General features: G+C 69.5%; 18 protein-coding genes. 10 read left to right on the forward strand and 8 right to left on the reverse strand.

Annotated elements, in window-relative coordinates:
- Window positions 1–50: 50 nt before the first annotated feature.
- The 4 genes from guaA to N803_RS09570 form a co-directional block, all read right to left on the reverse strand.
- Complete coding sequence (gene guaA / locus N803_RS09555) at window positions 51–1,649, reverse strand: glutamine-hydrolyzing GMP synthase (RefSeq protein ID WP_425402407.1); 1,599 nt, start codon at window positions 1,647–1,649, stop codon at window positions 51–53.
- Between the two features lie 28 nt (window positions 1,650–1,677).
- On the reverse strand, window positions 1,678–2,346 hold the full coding sequence (locus tag N803_RS09560; RefSeq protein WP_035904625.1) for a snapalysin family zinc-dependent metalloprotease: 669 nt from the start codon (window positions 2,344–2,346) through the stop codon (window positions 1,678–1,680).
- 155 nt (window positions 2,347–2,501) lie between these two features.
- Window positions 2,502–2,864, reverse strand: coding sequence for a DUF3817 domain-containing protein (locus N803_RS09565; RefSeq protein WP_052112169.1), 363 nt, complete (start codon window positions 2,862–2,864; stop codon window positions 2,502–2,504).
- Entirely contained in the window at window positions 2,848–3,594 is a 747-nt protein-coding gene (locus N803_RS09570) for an SURF1 family protein (RefSeq protein ID WP_084764343.1), read from the reverse strand. Before N803_RS09570 ends, N803_RS09565 begins: the two co-directional genes overlap by 17 nt.
- Window positions 3,595–3,696: 102 nt before the next feature.
- On the opposite strand from N803_RS09570, the gene N803_RS09575 reads away from it, so the two are divergent.
- The 6 genes from N803_RS09575 (at window position 3,697) to N803_RS09600 (ending at window position 10,980) form a co-directional block, all read left to right on the forward strand.
- Entirely contained in the window at window positions 3,697–4,617 is a 921-nt protein-coding gene (locus N803_RS09575; RefSeq protein WP_035904629.1) for an ABC transporter ATP-binding protein, read from the forward strand.
- Complete coding sequence (locus tag N803_RS09580) at window positions 4,614–5,396, forward strand: ABC transporter permease (RefSeq protein WP_035904631.1); 783 nt, start codon at window positions 4,614–4,616, stop codon at window positions 5,394–5,396. The genes N803_RS09575 and N803_RS09580 overlap by 4 nt, the downstream gene beginning before the upstream one ends.
- 32 nt (window positions 5,397–5,428) lie before the next feature.
- Entirely contained in the window at window positions 5,429–6,712 is a 1,284-nt protein-coding gene (locus N803_RS09585) for a sensor histidine kinase (RefSeq protein WP_052112117.1), read from the forward strand.
- Complete coding sequence (locus N803_RS09590; RefSeq protein ID WP_035904633.1) at window positions 6,709–7,344, forward strand: response regulator; 636 nt, start codon at window positions 6,709–6,711, stop codon at window positions 7,342–7,344. Before N803_RS09585 ends, N803_RS09590 begins: the two co-directional genes overlap by 4 nt.
- Window positions 7,345–7,427: 83 nt before the next feature.
- Window positions 7,428–9,194, forward strand: a complete 1,767-nt coding sequence (locus tag N803_RS09595; RefSeq protein ID WP_035904635.1) for an ABC transporter ATP-binding protein — start codon at window positions 7,428–7,430, stop codon at window positions 9,192–9,194.
- Window position 9,195: 1 nt separating this feature from the next.
- Window positions 9,196–10,980: an ABC transporter ATP-binding protein gene (locus tag N803_RS09600; RefSeq protein ID WP_052112118.1), complete on the forward strand. Its 1,785-nt coding sequence runs from the start codon at window positions 9,196–9,198 to the stop codon at window positions 10,978–10,980.
- Between the two features lie 13 nt (window positions 10,981–10,993).
- Here N803_RS09600 and N803_RS09605 read toward each other — a convergent pair whose 3' ends face one another.
- The 3 genes from N803_RS09605 to N803_RS09615 form a co-directional block, all read right to left on the reverse strand.
- Complete coding sequence (locus N803_RS09605; RefSeq protein ID WP_035904637.1) at window positions 10,994–12,799, reverse strand: GMC oxidoreductase; 1,806 nt, start codon at window positions 12,797–12,799, stop codon at window positions 10,994–10,996.
- The gene (locus tag N803_RS09610; protein ID WP_035904640.1) at window positions 12,796–14,385 is read right to left on the reverse strand and encodes a succinic semialdehyde dehydrogenase; all 1,590 of its coding nucleotides are present in this window, start codon (window positions 14,383–14,385) and stop codon (window positions 12,796–12,798) included. Before N803_RS09610 ends, N803_RS09605 begins: the two co-directional genes overlap by 4 nt.
- Before the next feature lie 109 nt (window positions 14,386–14,494).
- A complete protein-coding gene (locus N803_RS09615; RefSeq protein WP_035904642.1) occupies window positions 14,495–15,616 on the reverse strand; it encodes a GuaB3 family IMP dehydrogenase-related protein in 1,122 nt (373 codons plus the stop codon).
- 142 nt (window positions 15,617–15,758) lie between these two features.
- Between N803_RS09615 and N803_RS09620 the strand changes: the two genes are divergently transcribed.
- The 4 genes from N803_RS09620 (at window position 15,759) to N803_RS09635 (ending at window position 19,175) form a co-directional block, all read left to right on the forward strand.
- Window positions 15,759–17,381, forward strand: coding sequence for a DHA2 family efflux MFS transporter permease subunit (locus N803_RS09620; RefSeq protein ID WP_035905012.1), 1,623 nt, complete (start codon window positions 15,759–15,761; stop codon window positions 17,379–17,381).
- 68 nt (window positions 17,382–17,449) lie between these two features.
- Window positions 17,450–18,493 (forward strand): P1 family peptidase, encoded by a 1,044-nt coding sequence (locus N803_RS09625; RefSeq protein WP_035904644.1) that lies wholly within the window; start codon window positions 17,450–17,452, stop codon window positions 18,491–18,493.
- A gap of 23 nt (window positions 18,494–18,516) precedes the next feature.
- Window positions 18,517–18,780 carry a type II toxin-antitoxin system VapB family antitoxin gene (locus tag N803_RS09630; RefSeq protein ID WP_035904645.1) on the forward strand — a complete coding sequence of 88 codons (264 nt, stop codon included), beginning with the start codon at window positions 18,517–18,519 and terminating at the stop codon, window positions 18,778–18,780.
- Entirely contained in the window at window positions 18,777–19,175 is a 399-nt protein-coding gene (locus N803_RS09635; RefSeq protein WP_035904647.1) for a type II toxin-antitoxin system VapC family toxin, read from the forward strand. Before N803_RS09630 ends, N803_RS09635 begins: the two co-directional genes overlap by 4 nt.
- Window positions 19,176–19,230: 55 nt before the next feature.
- Here N803_RS09635 and N803_RS18325 read toward each other — a convergent pair whose 3' ends face one another.
- Entirely contained in the window at window positions 19,231–19,395 is a 165-nt protein-coding gene (locus N803_RS18325; RefSeq protein WP_156969729.1) for a hypothetical protein, read from the reverse strand.
- Between the last annotated feature and the right edge of the window lie 21 nt (window positions 19,396–19,416).

A 19,416-nucleotide genomic window follows, 5' to 3' on the forward strand; every position in this document is an offset into this window, starting at 1 on the left:
GTGACCTCAGTTCTCGCTGTCAGGGGACGTCCAAGGGTATGCCGTGTGGCTCACTCCCATTCGATCGTCCCCGGCGGCTTGCTCGTCACGTCGAGCACCACTCGGTTGACCTCGCGCACCTCGTTGGTGATGCGGGTCGAGATCTTGGCAAGCACCTCATAGGGCACGCGCGTCCAGTCGGCCGTCATCGCGTCCTCGGACGAGACCGGACGCAGCACGACGGGGTGGCCGTAGGTCCGACCGTCTCCCTGGACACCGACCGAGCGAACGTCCGCCAACAGCACGACCGGGCACTGCCAGATGTCGCGGTCGAGTCCGGCCGCCGACAGCTCATGGCGGGCGATCTCGTCGGCCGCACGCAGGATGTCGAGGCGATCGGCAGTGACCTCACCGACGATGCGGATACCGAGGCCGGGTCCTGGGAACGGCTGGCGCCAGACGATGACCTCGGGCACCCCGAGCTCGAGCCCGACTTGGCGCACCTCGTCCTTGAAGAGGAGACGTAGCGGCTCGACGAGCTTGAACTGGAGGTCGTCGGGCAGGCCACCGACGTTGTGGTGCGACTTGATGTTCGCCGTGCCCGTGCCACCACCGGACTCGACGACATCGGGATAGAGCGTGCCCTGGACGAGGAACTCGACCGGGTGCCCCTCGCGCTCGCCCGAGCCGACGATGTCGCGGGCGGCCTGCTCGAAGACACGGATGAACTCGCGTCCGATGATCTTGCGCTTCTCCTCGGGGTCGCTCACCCCGGCGAGCGCGGAAAGAAACTGTTCACGCGCGTCGACGACGACGAGGTCGACGCCGGTCGCCTCGACGAACTCCTTCTCGACCTGCTCGGCCTCGCCCGAGCGCAGCAAACCGTGGTCGACGAACACGCAGGTGAGCTGGTCGCCGACGGCACGCTGCACGAGTGCGGCCGCGACGGACGAGTCGACGCCACCGGAGAGGGCGCAGAGGACACGCTTGTCGCCGATGGTCTCCTTGACGTCAGCGACGAGGGACTCGACGACGTTGGCCGCGGTCCACTCCCCCGACAGCCCGGCTCCGCGCAGGAGGAAGTTCTCGAGCACCCGCTGACCGAACGTCGAGTGCATGACCTCGGGGTGCCACTGCACGCCGTAGAGACGACGCTCGTCGTCCTCGATCGCTGCCACGGGCGCACCCGACGTCGCCGCCGTGACGCGCATGCCCTCGGGCGCGGAGGTGGCCGAGTCGCCGTGGCTCATCCACACCGACTGCTCGGCGGGCTGCCCGTTGAAGAGGGTGGACTCGGTGTCGGAGACCTGCGCCGGGGTCGAGCCGTACTCGCTCAGACCGGTGCGCTCCACCGTGCCGCCAAGGGCCTGGACCATCGCCTGGAAGCCGTAGCACATGCCGAAGACCGGCACCCCGGCCTCGAGCAGCGCCGGGTCGAGCTTCGGGGCGCCGTCCTCGTAGACCGAGCTCGGGCCACCGGACAGGATGATGGCCGCCGGCTCCTTGGCGAGCATCTCGTCGGCTGCCATCGTCGACGGCACGACCTCGCTGAAGACGTTGGCCTCACGCACGCGGCGGGCGATGAGCTGGGCGTACTGGGCGCCGAAGTCGACGACGAGGACTGGGCGGTCCGACAGGACTTCGGAGTGGGGGGTCTCGCTCACCCGCACAGCCTATCGGCGCCCCGTCCCACCTCTCTCAGCGCCAGAGGGTGTCGACCTCGGAGGCCTCGACCGAGTCCGGGTAGGGGTTGGTGCACGACGGGCCGGGGCCACCGCCGGACATGAGCTTGCTGCACGGCTGCGTGTAGCGGTCGGGCAGGCCGAGCGCATGGCCGGTCTCGTGGGCGACGATCCGCAGCGGCGCGTAGACGTCGGCCTGCGCGTAGTCCATGAAGATGTAGCCGTCGCCCTGGCCGCGGCCGTAGTAGTAGGAGCCGCGGGTGTCGTTGCCCTCGTAGTACTTGAGGGCACCGCCCGCGCCGTCCTTCTCGACGAGCTTGACGTTGGCGACCCGTGCGTTCCAGATGGCGGCGCTCTGGTCGATGAGGCTGTCGAAGCTGGGCGCCTGCGAGTCGTCGTAGTAGATGACCGTCGCAGCCGCGACCGGCTTCTTCGCGCCCGTGGCCGCCTCGCGAGCGGCCTCCCTCTTCGCCTCGGCGAGCCGCTGCTCGAGCGCCGCCTGGATCCGCGGGTCGAGAGAACCCTCCGTGTAGGCCGCGTGGCCGGCTTGCGCTGTGGGTGCAGCGAGCGCAGGGGCTGAGGGCGCGACCGGCCCGGCGACGGGTGCGACGGGTGCGCCGCTCAGGGCGGCGGCTCCCGCGAGCGCGGCGGCTCCGGTGGCGATGGTGCGACGAAGGGTGGCCATGATGGTTCCTCGTTCCTGGTGGGGACAACGGGTGCCGGATCGGCACCGAAGGGGTGCCGGATCGGCACTCGTCCTGTCTATTCACCAGCGGCCACGCCCCGGGTCAGACCGAGGTCAGGGTCGCGTCAGGCCCGGGTCAACGTCGGGCAAAGAGGTCAAGAACGGGTCAGGCGGCCCTCGACCTCGGCGGCGACCTTGCGCTCGACCCAGAACGAGAGGAACGGGACGCAGCCGGCGAGCATGACGCCGACCATCTTGGGCAGGGACCAGCCGACCTTGAAGCCGAGGTTCGCCGTGGCGACGAGGTAGACCATGTAGATGAAGCCGTGCGGCTGCGGCCACCAGTGCAGCGGGTTCTGTTCGCCCTTCATCGACGTGCCGTACTCGAGCACCATCTCGACGACGAGCACGAGCAGGCCGATGCCGACGATGAACGCCATCACCTTGAAGAACGTCAGCGCCTTGCGTGCCGCCGTCTCGTCCCGGATCACGCCCTGCTTCTCACTCGTCTGCGTCATGGTCGCCATTCTCCCTCTCGTCCTCCTCGCGCACGATCCGCCACCACATGTAGAGGGCGAAGAGCGCAAAAACCCACCATTGCAGGGCGTATGCCGCGTTGCGCCACTTGAACCCCGTGTCACCCGACGGTGTGGGAACCCTTTCGAGAGAGCCCAACGCCGCAGCGGCCGGTGCCGGTTCCTCGGTCTGCTGGAACACGAACGCGTTGTAGAGCTCCCCGGGCCAGCGCGCGACGAGGACCGAGGTGTCGATCGAGCCGAGCTGACCCTCGGGAGGCGACTCGCCGGCATACGGGGATTCGGGCGGAGCCAGCCCACCCGTGACGGTGACGGTCCCGCTCGGGACGGGCGGCAGGTCGTCCGGGGACGGTAGCCAGCCGCGGAGCACCGGCAGGGTCGCGCCCGTCGCCTCGACAGTGAACGGGGCGACGAGCCAGAAGCCGGTGCGTCCGTCGAGGCGGCGGCCCGCGACGACGACCTGGTCCGAACCGAACTCCCCTGTCGCCGACACCGGCAGCGTGCTCTTGGGGTTGGGGAAGTCGGTGTGCGGCGTGAGGACGGTCTCGATCGCGACCGGCTGCTGCGTGCGGGCCTTCTCGAGCGACTCCTGGAGCGCCTTGTCCTCGGCGACTCCGAGCTGCCACCGTCCGAGCTGGACGAACGCGATGACGATGAGGACCGCGACCGCCAGGAGCGCGAGGTTGCGCGGCTTGCGGGCGGTACGGAGCACGGGCAGAGCGTAACCGTGGAGTCTGGGCATCCTCCGATCGGATGATCCCGTCGCCGACGAAGCCCCGATGTGCGCACGCCGGCGGGCCATGACGCTGGAGCCATGACCGAAGCAGTGGTGAGCGTGACCGGGTTGCGCAAGGCATACGGCACGACGGTGGCCGTCGCGGATGTCGGCTTCGACGTGCGGGCGGGTGAGATCTTCGGAATCCTGGGGCCGAATGGTGCCGGCAAGACCACGACGGTGGAGTCGATCGCCGGGCTCCGCACGCCGGACGCCGGGACCATCCGGGTCCATGGCCTCGACCCCGTCCGCGATCGGGCTGAGCTGACGCGGCTCGTGGGCGTGCAACTGCAGGAGAGCAAACTCCAGCCGAAGATCACCGTCGCCGAGGCACTGGAACTGTGGTCCGCGTTCTATGCGGATCCGATCCCGAGCGGTGAACTGGCGTCTCGCCTCGGACTCGCCGACCTGTTGCAACAGCAGTTCCGAACGCTGAGCGGCGGCCAACAACAACGGTTGTCGATCGCCCTCGCCCTCGTCGGACGTCCCAAGGTCGTCATCCTCGACGAACTGACGACCGGCCTCGATCCACGCGCTCGGCGCGAGGTGTGGGGCCTCGTGCGGGACGTCAGGGACACGGGGGTCACCGTCCTGCTCGTGACCCACTCCATGGAGGAAGCCCAGGCGCTCTGCGACCGCGTCGCGATCATCAGCGGCGGAAGAGTCCGCGCGCTCGACACCCCGGACGGCCTCGTCAGCCGTGCGGCCAGTGCGACGGTGACGTCGTTCCGTGCCAGCACGACGGTCGACCTCGAAGCCCTCCGAAAGATCGACGGCGTGGCCTCGGTGCGAACCGACAGCGGGGTCATCACCGTTGAGGGCGCCGAGGACTCGGCGCTCGAAGTGTTGAGTTCCCTTGCCGCACAGGGGGTTTCGCCCTCGAAGCTGCGCGTGGTGGAGGGAAGTCTCGACACGGCATACCTCGATCTCACTGCCGACCACGTTCTGGAGACGACATGACAAGCACGGCCGCCCACACCTCCGACGGCGCACAGCGCGCCAGCGCAACGAGCGCCGTCATCCGCGCCGAAGCGCGACTGTTCACGCGCGAACTCGCCTCGCTGTTCTGGATCGTCCTCTTCCCCGTGACGCTGCTCCTCGTGCTCGGCCTCATTCCGGGTTTCCGCGATGCTGACCCGGCGCTCGGCGGGCGACGCGTCATCGACCTCTACGGACCTGTCGTCATCCTCGTGTCGATGATCATGGCCGGCCTGATGGCGATGCCCGCGGTGGTCTGGGCCTACCGCGATGCCGGGATCCTGCGGCGCCTGCGGACGACTCCAGTGAAGCCGGAGAGCCTCATCGGCGCCCAAGTGCTGCTGCACGCCGCCGCGGTGCTCGCCTCGACCCTGCTCGTCCTCATCGTGGGGCAGCTCGTGCTCGACACGTCACTTCCGCAGTCGTGGATCGGGTATGCCGTGGCGTACGTCCTCGTGCTGGTCGCGTCCTTCTCGCTCGGGTCGGTCGTGACGGCCCTCGCGCCGAATGCCCGGGTCGGGACGACGTTGGGGACGATCGCCTTCTTTGCCTCGATGTTCACGGCAGGGGTCTACTACCCCGTCGACGGCATGAGCGGCACCCTGCGCGACACCGTCGAACTCACGCCGTTGGGGGCCGCGACCCAGGCGATGAACGCGGCGATGGTCGGCGACTTCCCCGATCCACGCCACCTGCTCGTCGTCGGAGCCTGGGCTCTCGTCCTGTCTCTGTTGTCGGCGCGGTTCTTCCGTTGGGAGTGAGGGACTTCCCGGGGAGTGAGAGGCTGGATCCCGTGAGCGAGAACGGCATCCGGCACGGCCTCCGACCTCTGCCCCTCGCCGACACCACGGGCCTCGGGCGATGGGTGCCCTGGGTGCCATTCATCATGTTGGCCGTCGGGTCGGTCACGGCCCTCGGGACTGCGGCGGTGTTCGGCAAGGACTCCCCCGGTTGGCTCACCACACAGGGCGTGCTTGTCGCGACGGCGGCGATCTGGTCGTGGTGGTGGACCCTGCGTCGCCCCGACTGGCGCAGTGATCGCCCCAGAATGGCCGTCCACATCGTGGGTCGGACGCTGCTCGCCTTCGCCCTGACCTGGATCAACCCCTTCTTCGCCCTCTTCGCGTGGGTGGGTTTCCTCGATGTCTCGGAAGCCTTCACCGGGTGGGCCCGCCGAGTCGTCGTGCTCGGCATCGCGTTCACGGTGGCGGGTTCGCAATCGGGTGGCTTCCCCATCTCGACGGTGTGGCAGGCCGTCATCGTCGTGGCGCTCGTGGTCGTCCACTCCGGAATCTTCCTGCTCTTCGACCGTCTCGAGGGTGAGGCCAAGGGACGCAGCGAGGAGCAGGCCGCCACCATCGTCGAACTCGAACGTGTCAACGCCGAGCTCGAACGGGCCCTCGCCGAGAACGCCGAACTCCACGAGCGCCTCGTCGGCCAGGCTCGACTCGCCGGCGTGCACGACGAGCGTGAGCGGCTGGCCCGCGAGATCCACGACACGATCGCCCAGACGCTGGCTGCGGCCCTGACCCAGCTTCAGGCAGCCGGATCGGACGCGGACCCGGACCGTCGCGTCCAGCGGGTCGTGCGCGCGACGGACCTCGTGCGTGACGCACTCGCCGACGCGCGGCGGTCGGTGCTCGACCTCGCGCCGGCGGCGCTCGACCATGCAGGACTCGCCGCCGCACTCGAGGCTTTGGTGGCGCAGTGGGACGAGGAGCAGGGAGCCACCGCCTCGCTCGTCATCACGGGCGAACCGCGCGACCTGCACCCGGAGGTGGAGGCCACCGTCCTCCGCATAGCCCAGGAGGCGTTGGCCAACGTCGCGAAGCATGCCACCGCGGCGCGCGTCGGAGTGACCCTGAGCTATGACGACGGCGAGCTCATCCTCGACGTGCGCGACGACGGGTCCGGGTTCGACCCGGCCGCCGCCACCGGCGCCACGTCATTCGGCCTGCGTGGCATGCGCCAGCGTGCCGAACGACTGATGGGTCAGCTGGAGATCGAATCCCGACCGCGCGGTGGCACTGCGCTCTCCCTGCGCCTGCCCGCGCTCCCTCGTGAGGCCGTCGCGTGACCGGCCGACCCATCCGCATCGTCGTCGTGGACGACCACCCCGTCGTTCGGGACGGCGTCGCGGCCATGCTGTCGTCGGCACCCGACCTCGAGGTGGTCGGACAGGCCGGGAGCGGCCCCGAGGCCGTCGACCTCGCAGCGGTGCTCGACCCGGACGTCGTCGTCATGGATCTGCGGATGCCGGGTGGCAGCGGTGTCGACGCCGTGCGCGAGATGGGCCGTCGTGGGCTGCGGGCAGCGGCGCTCGTCCTCACGACCTTTGACACGGACTCGGACACGGTCGCGGCGATCGAGGCGGGTGCGGTGGGCTACCTGCTCAAGGACTCGCCGCCGGAGACCCTCGTCTCTGCCGTCCGCGCCACGGCGGCCGGGGAGACCGTGCTCTCGCCATCGGTGGCCACCCGGCTCGCATCGCACGTCCGGGCGCCGGCGCGTAGCGCATCGCTCAGTGCGCGCGAACGCGAAGTGCTCGTCCTCGTGGCCCGGGGCCTGCCGAACCGCAGCATCGCCAAGGAACTCTTCGTCAGCGAGGCCACCGTCAAGACCCACCTCACGCACGTCTTCGAGAAGCTGAGGGCGTCAGACCGGGCAGCAGCCGTCGCAGCGGGTTACGAGCGCGGCATCCTCGGCTGAGTTCAGTTTCCCGTCTCACGGCGGACCGCCACGTCGAAACTCGGTGGCTCGGCGTCGGTGCCGGCTTCTACGGTTGGAGGGCGATGCCGACACTCTCCTGGCCCTACGCCCTCGAGGCCGATGCCACTCCCCCGACAGACGCCGACCGACTCCTCCTCTGGCTCGTTCGGCGACAGTGGCGCACCATCGTGGCGGGCGCCGCGTTCGGCATCCCGTGGATGCTCTCGATTGCGCTCGTGCCGGCGTCCATCGGCAAGGCGATCGACGACGGGATCGTCGCGCGCGACGGTCGGGCGCTGCTGTTCTGGGCCGGCGTCATCCTCGCGATGGGTCTCGTCAGCGCGGCGACGACCAACCTGCGGCACTGGTTCGCGGTGAGCAACTGGCTGTTCGCGTCGTTCCGCTCGGCCATCGTCACCGATCGCGCCATCCGACGGACCGGTCCTGCGCTCACCCGGGAGAAGCCGGCGGGAGAGGTGCTCACGGCCTATGCCAACGACTTCTGGCGGATGGGCATGGTGTTCGACGTGTCCGCGCGGTTCGCCGGAGCCATCGCGAGCTTCACCGTCGTGTCGATCATCCTGCTGAGCGGGTCGCTGACGCTCGGTCTCGTCATGCTCATCGGAGGGCCTCTGCTCCTGGCGTCACTCTCGCTCGTCATGCGCCCGCTCCAGAAGCGGCAGGCGGCTCAGCGCGAGGAGGCCGGTCGCCTCACGGCGCTCGGCGCCGACACCGTCACCGGTCTGCGCGTCCTGCGGGGCGTCGGCGGTGAGGAGAACTTCCTGACCCGGTATGCCGGTCAGTCCGGTCGCGTCCGCTCCGCCGGTGTGCGTCTGGCCGGCGTTCAGGCCGTGCTCGATGCGGCCCAGGTGTTGTTGCCCGGTGTGTTCGTCGTGGTCGTGACCGGGCTGGGCGCACACCTCGCCGTGGCGGGTGACATCTCACCCGGGCAGCTCGTGGCGTTCTACGGCTACACGGCATTCCTCACGATGCCGCTGCGGACGGCGACCGAGTTCGTCAACAAGCTCATCACCTCACGTGTCATGGCCAAGCGCGTCGCCTCGATCCTCGAGGCCCAGCCCGACCACCCGAAAACCGCGACTGATTGCCCGGTTGGGACGGCGAGCGCCAGCGAGTTGTCCCAACCGGGCAATCAGTCGCGAGACAGGGGCAGTGGGGTGCTCACCGACCCGGTCTCGGGTGTCCAGATCCAACCCGGCGAGCTCACGGCGCTCGTCTCGGCGCGCCCCGAGGAGACCGCGGAGATCGCGGCTCGCCTCGGCCGGACCGTCCCTGGGCGCCACGGAGTGACGTGGGGCGACGCCTCGCTCGATGACCTCCCGATCGACGTCGTGCGCGCCAACATCGTTGTCTCCGAGGCGGATCCGCACCTGTTCAGCGGACCGCTGCGTCGCGAGCTCGGCGTTCCCACGGGTGACGACGAAGCCCTCCTCGCAGCCCTCCACACGGCCGATGCAGCCGACGTCATCGACTCCATCGACGGAGGGCTCGACGGTGAGATCGAGGAGCGCGGACGGTCCCTCTCGGGAGGTCAGCGCCAACGTCTCGCCCTGACCCGTGCCCTGCTGCGCGACCCCGCCGTCCTCGTCCTCGTCGAGCCCACGAGCGCCGTCGACGCGCACACCGAGGCTCGCATCGCCGAGCGAATTCCCAAGCACCGCAACGGTTCCACGACCGTCATCGTCACCGCGAGTCCCCTCGTCCTCGACCGCGCGGATCGCATCCTCGTCGTCGAGGACGGCAAGGTGACCACCCACGGAACGCACCGAGACCTCGTGCGCAACAACCCGGCATACCGACGCATCGTCCTGCGCGGAGAGGAGGACTGACATGACCCCGATCCTCAGCCAGATCGGCGAAGTCGACCACGCGAAGCGGTCGCTGCCGATCGCCACGCGGCAGACGGTCATCGCCCACACGCGGGTCCTCCTGCGCGACCACCGACGCCCTCTCCTGTGGGTGCTCGGCCTGCACGGACTCGCCGCGCTCGTGGGGCTCGTCGGCCCGTGGGTCATCGGCCAGATCGTCCAGGAAGTGACCCATGGCGGCGCGAGCCTGAGCCGGATCGACCTCCTCATCGCCGTCCTCGTCGGCGCGATCGTCGCCCAGACCGTGCTGACGTGGTTCGCACGGCGGGCGGCGTTCATCCTGTCCGAGCACGTCTTCGCGCGGCTGCGTGAGGACTTCGTCCGCGACGCCGTGCGCCTCCCGCTGTCGACGCTCGAACGGGCCGGCACCGGCGACCTCGTCGCTCGCACGACCAACGACATCGAGGCAATGACGCACGTCATCCGCTTCGGCATCCCGGCCATCGTCGTCTCCGTCATGACGGTCACCGCGACCGTCGTGGCGGCCATCGTCACGTCTCCCTTGGCCGCGCTCGCCCTCCTCACTCCGCTGATCGTCCACATCCCCTCGAGCGCCTGGTACCTCAAGCGCGCCGGCAAGGTCTACCTCTGGGAGCACGCGGCGTACGCCCGGCTCAATTCCGTTGGCGCAGAGACGATCGAGGGCCTGCGGACCATGGACAACCTCAGCCTGGCCACGAGCCGGGGCGAGCGTTTCGACGAGGCCCTCGACGAGGCAGGACGCGCCGAGCGACTCGGCGTGCGGCTGCGACTGCGGTGGTTCCCGTGGCTCGAGATCGGCTTCTTCCTGCCGATCGCCGTCTCGGTCCTGTGGGGCGGGTGGCTCGCCTGGAACGGCCACATCTCCATCGGTGCCGCGACGGCCGTGACGCTCTACATCCAGCAGATGCTCGACCCACTCGGCGACCTCATCAGCTGGCTCGACGAGATCCAGTTCGCCGCGACATCGCTGTCCCGCGTGCTCGGCGTCGGCGAGGTCCCGCCCGACCGCGTCGCCACCGGCGAGAAGCCCCGTGGCGAGACGATCGAGGTCGACGACGTCCGCTACTCCTACCGCTCCGGCCGCGACGTCCTCCACGGCGTCTCGCTCACGCTGCAGCCCGGCGAACGCCTCGCCATCGTCGGTCCGTCCGGCGCCGGCAAGTCGACCCTCGGGCGCCTCCTCGCGGGCATCGACGCACCGCGCACCGGTCGCGTGACCGTCGGCGGCGTGCCGCTCGTCGACCTCACCCTCACCGAGTTGCGTGGCGAGGTCGCGCTCGTCACCCAGGAGCACCACGTCTTCGTCGGGACCGTCGCGGAGAACCTCCGCCTTCCGCGTCCCGGCGCCTCCGATGAGGACCTGTATGCCGTCCTCTCGGCTGTCGATGCCGACGCCTGGGTGCGTGCGTTGCCGGAGGGACTCGAGACGACCGTGGGATCGGGTGGGCACACGCTGACCGAGGCGCAGGCGCAGCAGCTCGCGCTGGCTCGGCTCGTCCTCGCCGACCCACACACCCTCGTCCTCGACGAGGCGACGTCGCTGCTCGACCCGCGCGCGGCACGACACCTCGAGCGGTCGCTGGCGGCCGTCACGCAGGGACGCACGGTGGTGGCAATCGCGCACCGTCTCCACACGGCATACGACGCCGATCGGGTCTGTGTCGTCGAGGACGGGACGATCACCGAACTCGGGACCCACGATGAGTTGATGGCACGTGACGGGGCGTATGCGGCCCTGTGGCGGGCGTGGCGGGATGAAGACTGAGCGCGGCTGAGGGTTAGACCGTTCGCACGAGCGGCATGCCGAGGTCGACCCCCGAGCCGTTGAGCGCGCGCACCTCGGGCACTGCCGGGTTCCGGGCTTCAGCGGGCTCGACGCGCTGGTATCCCTCACCCTGCACCGGTCGCGCGTCAGCCTCACCACGGTTGGGCCAGAACGACATCGCCCGCTCCGCCTGCGCCGTGATCGTGAGCGACGGGTTGACCCCGAGGTTGGCCGAGACCGCAGAACCGTCGGTGACGGAGATGCCCGGATGTCCCCACACACGGTGATAGGCATCGATGACGCCCGTCTCCGGTGAGTCCGAGATCGGCACCCCACCGAGGAAGTGCGCAGTGAGCGGGATGTCGAAGACCTCCGGCCACGACCCACCGGCCACCGCGTAGTCGCCGGTGAGGGCGCCGAGCCGTTCGGCCACCGCCGTCATCGACTCGTGCCCCGACTTGATGAAGGTCGGGTTCGGTTCGCCGTGCCCCTGGCGGGATGTGAGGCGGCGCCGCCCGAAGAGGCCCTTGCGCCCGGAGACGTGCAGCGAGTTGTCGCGGCTCTGCATGACGAGCCCGATGATCGTGCGCTCACTCCAGCGCAGCGGCCACGGGAAGAGCTTGATGAGCGCCTGCGGGTCGCGCACGAGCTGGACGAGGAACTCCAGCGGGCGCGGCCGACCCGTGTCGCCGGGAACCATCAGCGTCGACAGCAGGCCCATCGCGTTGGAGCCGCGCCCGTAGCGGACGTTCTCGACGTGCGTGTCCGCGTCCGGGTGGAACGACGCCGTGATCGCGATCCCGTCGGCGAGGCCGGCCTCGGGGCTGACGTGCTGCGTCATCGCACCGAGCAGCGCCTCACTGTTGGTCCGCGTGAGGTAGCCCAACCGGTCGGACAGCCGCGGCAGCTCACCCTCGTCGCGCATCGCGTGGAGCAGCGTCTGCGTGCCCCACGTGCCGGCGGCGACGACGACGTGGCGAGCCGTGATGACCCGCGGGTCCTTGCCCGGGACGGGACCGGTGCGCTCGTGGAGAACGCGATAAATCTCTCCGTCGTATGCCGGCCCGCTGGCTTCCGTGCCCGGCACGACTCCCAGCCGGGTCACCGTGCGCATGGGCTCGATGACGACACCAAGGCGCTCGGCGAGGTGGAGGTAGTTCTTGCGGAGCGTGTTCTTGGCGCCGTGGCGGCAGCCGACCATGCAGTTGCCGCACTGGATGCAGCCGCGCCGCTTCGGCCCGGCACCACCGAAGTACGGGTCGTCGACCTCGACACCCGGCTCGCCGAAGAAGATCCCGACGGGCGTCTTGCGGAACGTCTCCGGCACGCCCATGTCGTCGGCGACCTCGCGCCAGATCTCCTCGACGGGCCCCTCGCACGGGTTCTCGACGACACCGAGCATCGCGGACGCCGTCTCGTAGTGCGGCGCCAGCTCGCTCGACCAGTCGGTGATGTGGCCCCACTGCTGGTCGCGGAAGAACGGCTCCGGCGGGATGTACAGCGTGTTGGCGTAGTTGAGGGACCCACCGCCGACGCCCGCACCGGCGAGAATCATGACGTCGGGCAGGCGGTGGACGCGCTGGATGCCGTAGAGCCCGAGCTGCGGCGCCCAGAGGTAGTTGCGCAGGTCCCACGAGGTCTTGGCGAAGTCCTCGTCCTCGAAGCGGCGACCCGCCTCGAGCATGTGCACCGAGTAGCCCTTCTCCGCGAGGCGGAGGGCGGCGACGGAGCCACCAAAGCCAGTGCCGATGACGACGACATCGACGTCGGTCTGGGTGGCGGAGCCGGTGTTGGTGGTGGTGGTGTCAGAGACGGTCACTTGAAACCCAGCGCCTTCATCGCACGCAGCGCCACGGACATGCCCTGGGCGTACTTGTCCTCGGGCACCCCGGGCAGCCCGCCGAAGCCGACGAGGTGCTGGGCCGTGACGTTCTGGCTCTCGGTGTACTTGAGGATGCCCTCGCGACCGTGCCGACGGCCGATGCCCGACGCCTTCATGCCGCCCATGGGTGCGCCGACGCTGCCCCACGCCGCGGCATACCCGTCGTTGATGTTGACGGTTCCGGTCTGGATCCGCGACGCGATCTCGCGGCCGCGGCCGACGTCACGGGTCCACACGGAGGCGTTGAGGCCGTACTCGGTGTCGTTCGCGAAGGCGACGGCCTCGTCGTCGGACCCCACCTCGTAGATCGACACGACCGGGCCGAACGTCTCGTCATTGCGGCAGGCCATGGTCTCGGTGACCCCACTGAGGACGGTGGGCTCGTGGACGAACGGGCCGATGTCCGGGCGAGCACGGCCACCCGTGAGCACGATGGCGCCCTTCGAGCGGGCGTCCTCGACGTGACGGGTCACGGTGTCGAGCTGGCTCTGCCCGACGAGGGAGCCCATGTCGTAGCCGTAGGCGAGGTCGGTGCCCAGCTTCATCGCTTCGACCGCCTCGACGAACTGGGTGACGAACTCGCCGTAGACGTCGCGGTGCACGAGGAGCCGCTCGGCGCTGATGCACAGCTGTCCGGCGGAGGCGAAGCAGGCGCGGATGGCGCCCTTGACGGCTCGCGGCACGTCGGCGTCGGCGGCGACGTACATCGCGTTCTTGCCACCAAGCTCGAGGCTGAAGCCGACGAGCCGCTTGGCCGCGGCCTGGCCGACGACCCGGCCGGTCGGGGTCGAGCCGGTGTAACAGACGTAGTCCGCCTGGTCGACGATCGCCTGCCCCGTGCTGCTGCCCGGGCCGAGCACGACCTGGAACACGCCCTCGGGGAGCCCTGCCTCGAGGAGGAGCTCGTGGCCGGCGAGCGCCGTGAGCGAGGACTGCTGGTCGGGACGCAGCACGACCGCGTTGCCGGCCATGAGCGCGGGCAGGGCGTCGGTGATCGCCAGGCTGAGCGGGTAGTTCCACGGTGAGACGATGCCGACGACGCCCTTCGGGCGATGGCCCACGACGGTCTGCGACAGCACCGGGATGCCGCCGGGCACCTTGAGGTCCTTGAGGTATGCCGGCGCCTTGCGGGCATAGTGCCGCGCGACGATCGCGCAGTCGGCGACCTCTTCGAACGCATGGCTGCGCGCCTTGCCGGCCTCGAGCTGGATGAGGTCGAGCAGCTCGACCTGCCGCTCGAGCACGAGGTCGTGGAAGCGCAGCAGCACCTTCCCGCGCTGCTCGACGCTCAGTCGCGCCCACGCCCGCTGCGCGGCGCGCGCCGTGGCGATGGCGACGGTGACGTCCTGCGGAGTCGACACCGGTAGGGACGCGAGTGGGGCGCCCGTCATCGGCGTGTGGCTGACGTGCTGCTCACCCCCGGGACTGGCCACGACGCGCGCGGCGAGCGTGCGAGCGCGAGTCGGGTCCACGGCATACGTGGCGGTGGGGTCGAGCTCCGGGTCTGCGATGACGTCGGCCATTACCGCAGAGTAACCAGAAGTTCACACCGACAACAGACCCTGCCCATGAGACGTGCGACCCACTGAGCGGCACCCCCCGCTGGCCCGCCGTCGGAGGCGCGTGTCGTGGTCAGTCGGCGTCGTAGGGCGCGACGACAACCTCGACGCGCTGGAAGTCCTTGAGCTCGGTGTAGCCGGTCGTCGCCATCGCGCGACGCAGGGCTCCGACGAGGTTCGTCGTGCCGTCGGCGACGCGGCTCGGTCCGAAGAGGACCTCCTCCATCGACGCGACCGCACCGACCTCGACGCGCTCACCGCGCGGCAACTCCGGGTGGTGCGCCTCGGCGCCCCAGTGGAAGCCGCGCCCGGGAGCCTCCGTGGCCCGGGCCAGCGCGGCGCCCAGCATGACGGCGTCAGAGCCGCAGGCGATCGCCTTGACGATGTCGCCGCTCGTGCCGACACCACCATCGGCAATGACGTGGACGTAGCGGCCGCCGCTCTCGTCGAGGTAGTCACGACGCGCGGCCGCGACGTCGGCGATGGCGGAGGCCATGGGCGCATGGATGCCGAGGGTGCGGCGGGTCGTGTGTGCGGCTCCGCCACCGAAGCCGACGAGGACACCAGCAGCGCCCGTGCGCATGAGGTGCAGTGCCGCCGAGTAGGAGGCCGCGCCGCCGACGATGACGGGGACGTCAAGCTCGTAGATGAAGCGCTTGAGGTTGAGCGGTTCGGCGCGGCTCGAGACGTGCTCGGCGGAGACGGTCGTGCCGCGGATGACGAAGAGGTCGACGCCGGCATCGACGACGGTCTTCCACAGCTGCTGGGTGCGCTGCGGGGTGAGGGCACCGGCCACGGTCACACCGGCCTCGCGGATCTCGCGCAGGCGCTCGACGATGAGCTCGGGGACGATGTCGGCCTGGTAGATCTCCTGCATCCGCGCCGTCGCGAGGGCCGGCTCGAGTGTGGCGATCTCGGCGAGGAGCGGGGCCGGGTCCTCGTAGCGGGTCCACAGGCCCTCGAGGTCGAGGACGGGAAGGCCGCCGTGCTTGCCGAAGGCCACTGCGGTCTCGGGCGACATCACCGAGTCCATCGGGGCGGCGATGACCGGGAGGTCGAAGTGGTAGGCGTCGATCTGCCAGCCGACGTTCACCTCTTCGGGGTCGCGCGTGCGCCGGGACGGCACCACCGCCACGTCGTCGAAGGAGTAGGCGCGTCGGGCCCGCTTGCCACGTCCGATCTCGATCTCGTTCACGCGGTGCAGCCTATCTGCGCGCGCGGGAATAACAGATTGGCGTCGAAGGTTGGGCGAGGAGCACAATGTCTGCTGCGGGCGATCCCGCATGCCGGCAGCGTCGCCGACCTCCCACCAATCCTTCGGCTCTGAGGAGCTTCGTTTGTCCAGCCCTGCTCAGATTGAGTACCCCGAGAAGATCGACGGGGCGGTTCTCAAGATCGCTGGCGTCGTCGTCCTCGGCGCCATCATGTCGATCCTCGACATCACCGTCGTCAACGTTGCGCTCCCTGACCTCCAGGTGACGTTCACGGGTGCCGACAACCCGCTACCCTACTCCACCGTTGCGTGGACGGTCACGGCCTACACCCTCGCGCTAGCGACGGTCATCCCGCTCACGGGATGGGCGGCCGACCGCTTCGGCACCAAGCGCCTCTACATGCTGGCCCTCGGTCTCTTCACGCTCGGCTCGGTGCTGTGCGCCATGGCCACGAGCATCAACATGCTCATCCTCTTCCGCGTGATCCAGGGCCTCGGTGGCGGTCTGCTCATGCCGCTCGGCATGGTCATCATGACGAAGGCTGCCGGTCCGGCCCGCATGGGTCGCCTCATGGCGATCCTCGGCGTCCCGATGCTCCTCGGCCCGATCGCCGGCCCCATCCTTGGCGGCTGGCTCATCGACACCGTGTCGTGGCACTGGATCTTCCTCATCAACCTGCCGCTCGGCCTCATCGCCCTCGCCTACGCCTGGTGGGCGCTGGCCAAGGACAACCCCGAGCCGTCCGAGTCCTTCGACTTCGTCGGCATGGCCATGATGAGCCCGGGTCTCGCGGCCTTCCTCTACGGCATCTCGTCCATCCCGGAGGAGGGCACGTTCCTCTCGGCCAAGGTCCTCGGCTTCGCCGGTGTCGGCCTCGCCCTGATCGTCGCGTTCGTGATCTACAGCTTCAAGCCCGAGCACCCGCTGCTCGACCTGCGCCTGTTCAAGAACAAGAACCTCACGGTCTCGACTATCACGATGTTCATCTTCGCGGGAGCCTTCTTCGGAGGCCTGCTGCTCGTCCCGACCTACCTCCAGCAGGTTCGTGGCGAGTCGGCCCTCGACGCCGGTCTCCTCGTCGCCCCGCAGGGCATCGGCGCCATGCTGACGATGCCCATCGCCGGCGCGCTCGCCGACAAGTTCCCGGTCGGCCGCATCGTGCCCTTCGGCCTGCTCACCATCACGGGTGGCATGTTCGCCCTGACCCAGGTCGACGGCGACACGTCCTACTGGGGCTACCTCATCCCGGTCCTGTTCATCATGGGTCTCGGCATGGGCGCGACGATGATGCCGCTCATGACCTCGGCGCTCAAGACGCTCACGGCCCACCAGGTGGCTCGCGGCTCGACGCTGCTCAACATCACGCAGCAGATCGCCAGCTCCATCGGTGTCGCGATCATCTCGGTGGTCCTCACCAACGGCCTCAAGAACGACGTGCTCGTGTCGCAGGCCGCTGCGTACGGTGAAGCCGTCAAGGCGGACCCGGCGGGCGCTGCAGGGATCCTGCAGAAGTTCCCGGCCGTCGCCGAGATCCTCGGCAAGTTCCAGGACCAGGCCGCCGGTCAGGCCGCGCTCGGGAATGCCATTCACGACGCCATGGGCAAGGTCTTCGGCAACACGTTCCTCGTGGCCGCGATCATGGTCGCGTTCACGCTGATCTCGGCGGCCTTCCTCCCGCGCAAGCACGAGGAGAGCCACCTGCTCGACGACGAGGACGCAGTCTCGACCCCCGTCATCCTGCACTGATCGACCCGAAAGCCCCGCTGGTTCGCGACCCACGTCGCAGCCAGCGGGGCTTTCGGCATGCTGGGGGCATGAACGCGCCACAGCCGGGACCGCTCAACGCCCTCACCGACGTCGCCGGCATTCGTGTCGGTCACGTGACCCGCGACGAGCCGGGCTGGCTCACCGGGGTCACTGTCGTCGTGCCACCCTCTGGAACGGTCGGCGGAGTCGACGTCCGTGGTGGCGCTCCGGGCACGCGTGAGACCGACCTCCTCGACCCCACGCGGCTCGTCGACTGCGTCGATGCCGTCGTCCTCTCCGGTGGGAGTGCGTTCGGGCTGGCCACCGCGGACGGGGTCATGCAGGCCTCGTATGCCGCCGGGCTGGGTTGGCCGACCAACCCCGAGTCGCCTGCCGAGGTCGTCCCGATCGTCCCGGCCGCCGTCGTTCTCGACCTCGGCCGAGGAGGCTCGTTCGCCCACGCGCCGACCGCCGACGACGGGCACAGGGCGTACGGGTCGGCCACGGATGGCCCCGTCCCCCAGGGCAATGTCGGCGGCGGCACCGGTGCCCGCGCCGGCGGCCTCAAGGGTGGTGTCGGCACCGCGAGCATTCGCATCGGTGAGCACACCGTGGGCGCGCTCGTGGTCGTCAACGCGATGGGCTCACCGTGCGCTCCTGACGGATCCCTGTATGCCGTCCGCTCCGGTCTCGCGGACGAGTTCGCCTCGGTGCCACCACCGAATCCCGCTGCGGCACAGGCCTATTGGGAGGCGCTGGCCGCAGCCGAGGCGGAGCTTCGCGCGGGCATGGCCACGACCATCGGTGTCGTCGCAACTGATGCCACCCTCACCAAGGCCCAGTGCCGCAAGCTTGCCGAGGTGAGTCACGACGGACTGGCTCGGGCCCTCAATCCGGTGCACACGGCATACGACGGGGACACGATCTTCACCCTCGCAACAGGTGAGCGGGACGCGCCGGGCGACCTCGATCTCGTCCACCTCCAGGCGGCGGCCGCCGACTGCGTCGCGCGCGCCATCGGTCACGCCATGCTGGCCGCGGAGTCGGTCGACCGCACCGCCAACGGTGGAGCGGCGCTCACGTCGTGGCGCGATGCCATGGTGGAAGGGTAGACGCCCAAGGTAGACTTCTACCCATGGCCCTGAACATCAAGAACGAGCGGGTTGTGACCCTGGCCCGCGACGTCGCCGAGCGCACCGGGCAGACCCAGACGGGTGCCATCGAGAGCGCCCTCGAGCGCTACCTCGCCGACCTCGTCCGCGAGGCGGAGCGGGACACGAAGCGTCGGCGCATCGACACCCTCCTCAAGGAAATCGACGCCACAAGAATCGAGGGCGGACCGACGGTCGCCGAGATCATGGACGAGATGTACGACCCCGAGACGGGCCTCCCCAGGTGATCATCGACTCCTCCGCCATCGTCGCGATCCACGAGGGAGAGCCGGAGCGACAAGCGTTCGTGGAGCTGATCGGGGGTGGGCGCAGGCCACGAGTGTCGGCAGCGACCTACGTGGAGGCGGCCATCGTGCTCGACAGACGACCGTCCACCACCGGGCAGAGCCGGCTCGACGACCTTCTCGACTCGTTCGGCATCGAGGTCGTGCCGTTCACGGCCGAGCACGCACGCGCGGCGCGACGGGCGCACCAGCGTTTCGGCCGCGGGTCCGGGCACCCGGCGGGACTCAACCTCGGCGACTGCTTCTCCTACGCACTGGCCATGGACGAGGACGAACCACTGCTGTTCAAGGGTGACGACTTCGGGCACACCGACGTCATCGACGCCCGGGACGCCTGAGTTCCGCGGGCCGGGAGGACCGCCACACCCGCAGCGGAGTCCTCGAGCAGGTCAGTCACCAGCCGATGTGGCGGATCATGAACTCCGTCTCGACGTCACGACCGCCAGTGGGGTCCGGCGGCGGCTCGGTGTCCTGACCCGTGGTCATCTGGTCAACCGTGATGCGCGGCAGATCGACGTGAACGCGCTGCTCGAGATCGCGCTGGGCCTCGCTGGCCATGGCACCCTCCTGTCGTCGGTG

It is taken from the genome of Knoellia subterranea KCTC 19937 (assembly GCF_000768685.1).
GTDB lineage: Bacteria > Actinomycetota > Actinomycetes > Actinomycetales > Dermatophilaceae > Knoellia > Knoellia subterranea.

Bases quoted from the DNA above. Each gene is read 5' to 3' on its own strand.
- N803_RS09560 (WP_035904625.1), bottom strand. From the start codon at position 2,346: ATGGCCACCCTTCGTCGCACCATCGCCACCGGAGCCGCCGCGCTCGCG.
- N803_RS09565 (WP_052112169.1), bottom strand. From the start codon at position 2,864: ATGACGCAGACGAGTGAGAAGCAGGGCGTGATCCGGGACGAGACGGCG.
- N803_RS09575 (WP_035904629.1), top strand. From the start codon at position 3,697: ATGACCGAAGCAGTGGTGAGCGTGACCGGGTTGCGCAAGGCATACGGC.
- N803_RS09580 (WP_035904631.1), top strand. From the start codon at position 4,614: ATGACAAGCACGGCCGCCCACACCTCCGACGGCGCACAGCGCGCCAGC.
- N803_RS09595 (WP_035904635.1), top strand. From the start codon at position 7,428: ATGCCGACACTCTCCTGGCCCTACGCCCTCGAGGCCGATGCCACTCCC.
- N803_RS09600 (WP_052112118.1), top strand. From the start codon at position 9,196: ATGACCCCGATCCTCAGCCAGATCGGCGAAGTCGACCACGCGAAGCGG.
- N803_RS09610 (WP_035904640.1), bottom strand. From the start codon at position 14,385: ATGGCCGACGTCATCGCAGACCCGGAGCTCGACCCCACCGCCACGTAT.
- N803_RS09625 (WP_035904644.1), top strand. From the start codon at position 17,450: ATGAACGCGCCACAGCCGGGACCGCTCAACGCCCTCACCGACGTCGCC.
- N803_RS09630 (WP_035904645.1), top strand. From the start codon at position 18,517: ATGGCCCTGAACATCAAGAACGAGCGGGTTGTGACCCTGGCCCGCGAC.
- N803_RS18325 (WP_156969729.1), bottom strand. From the start codon at position 19,395: ATGGCCAGCGAGGCCCAGCGCGATCTCGAGCAGCGCGTTCACGTCGAT.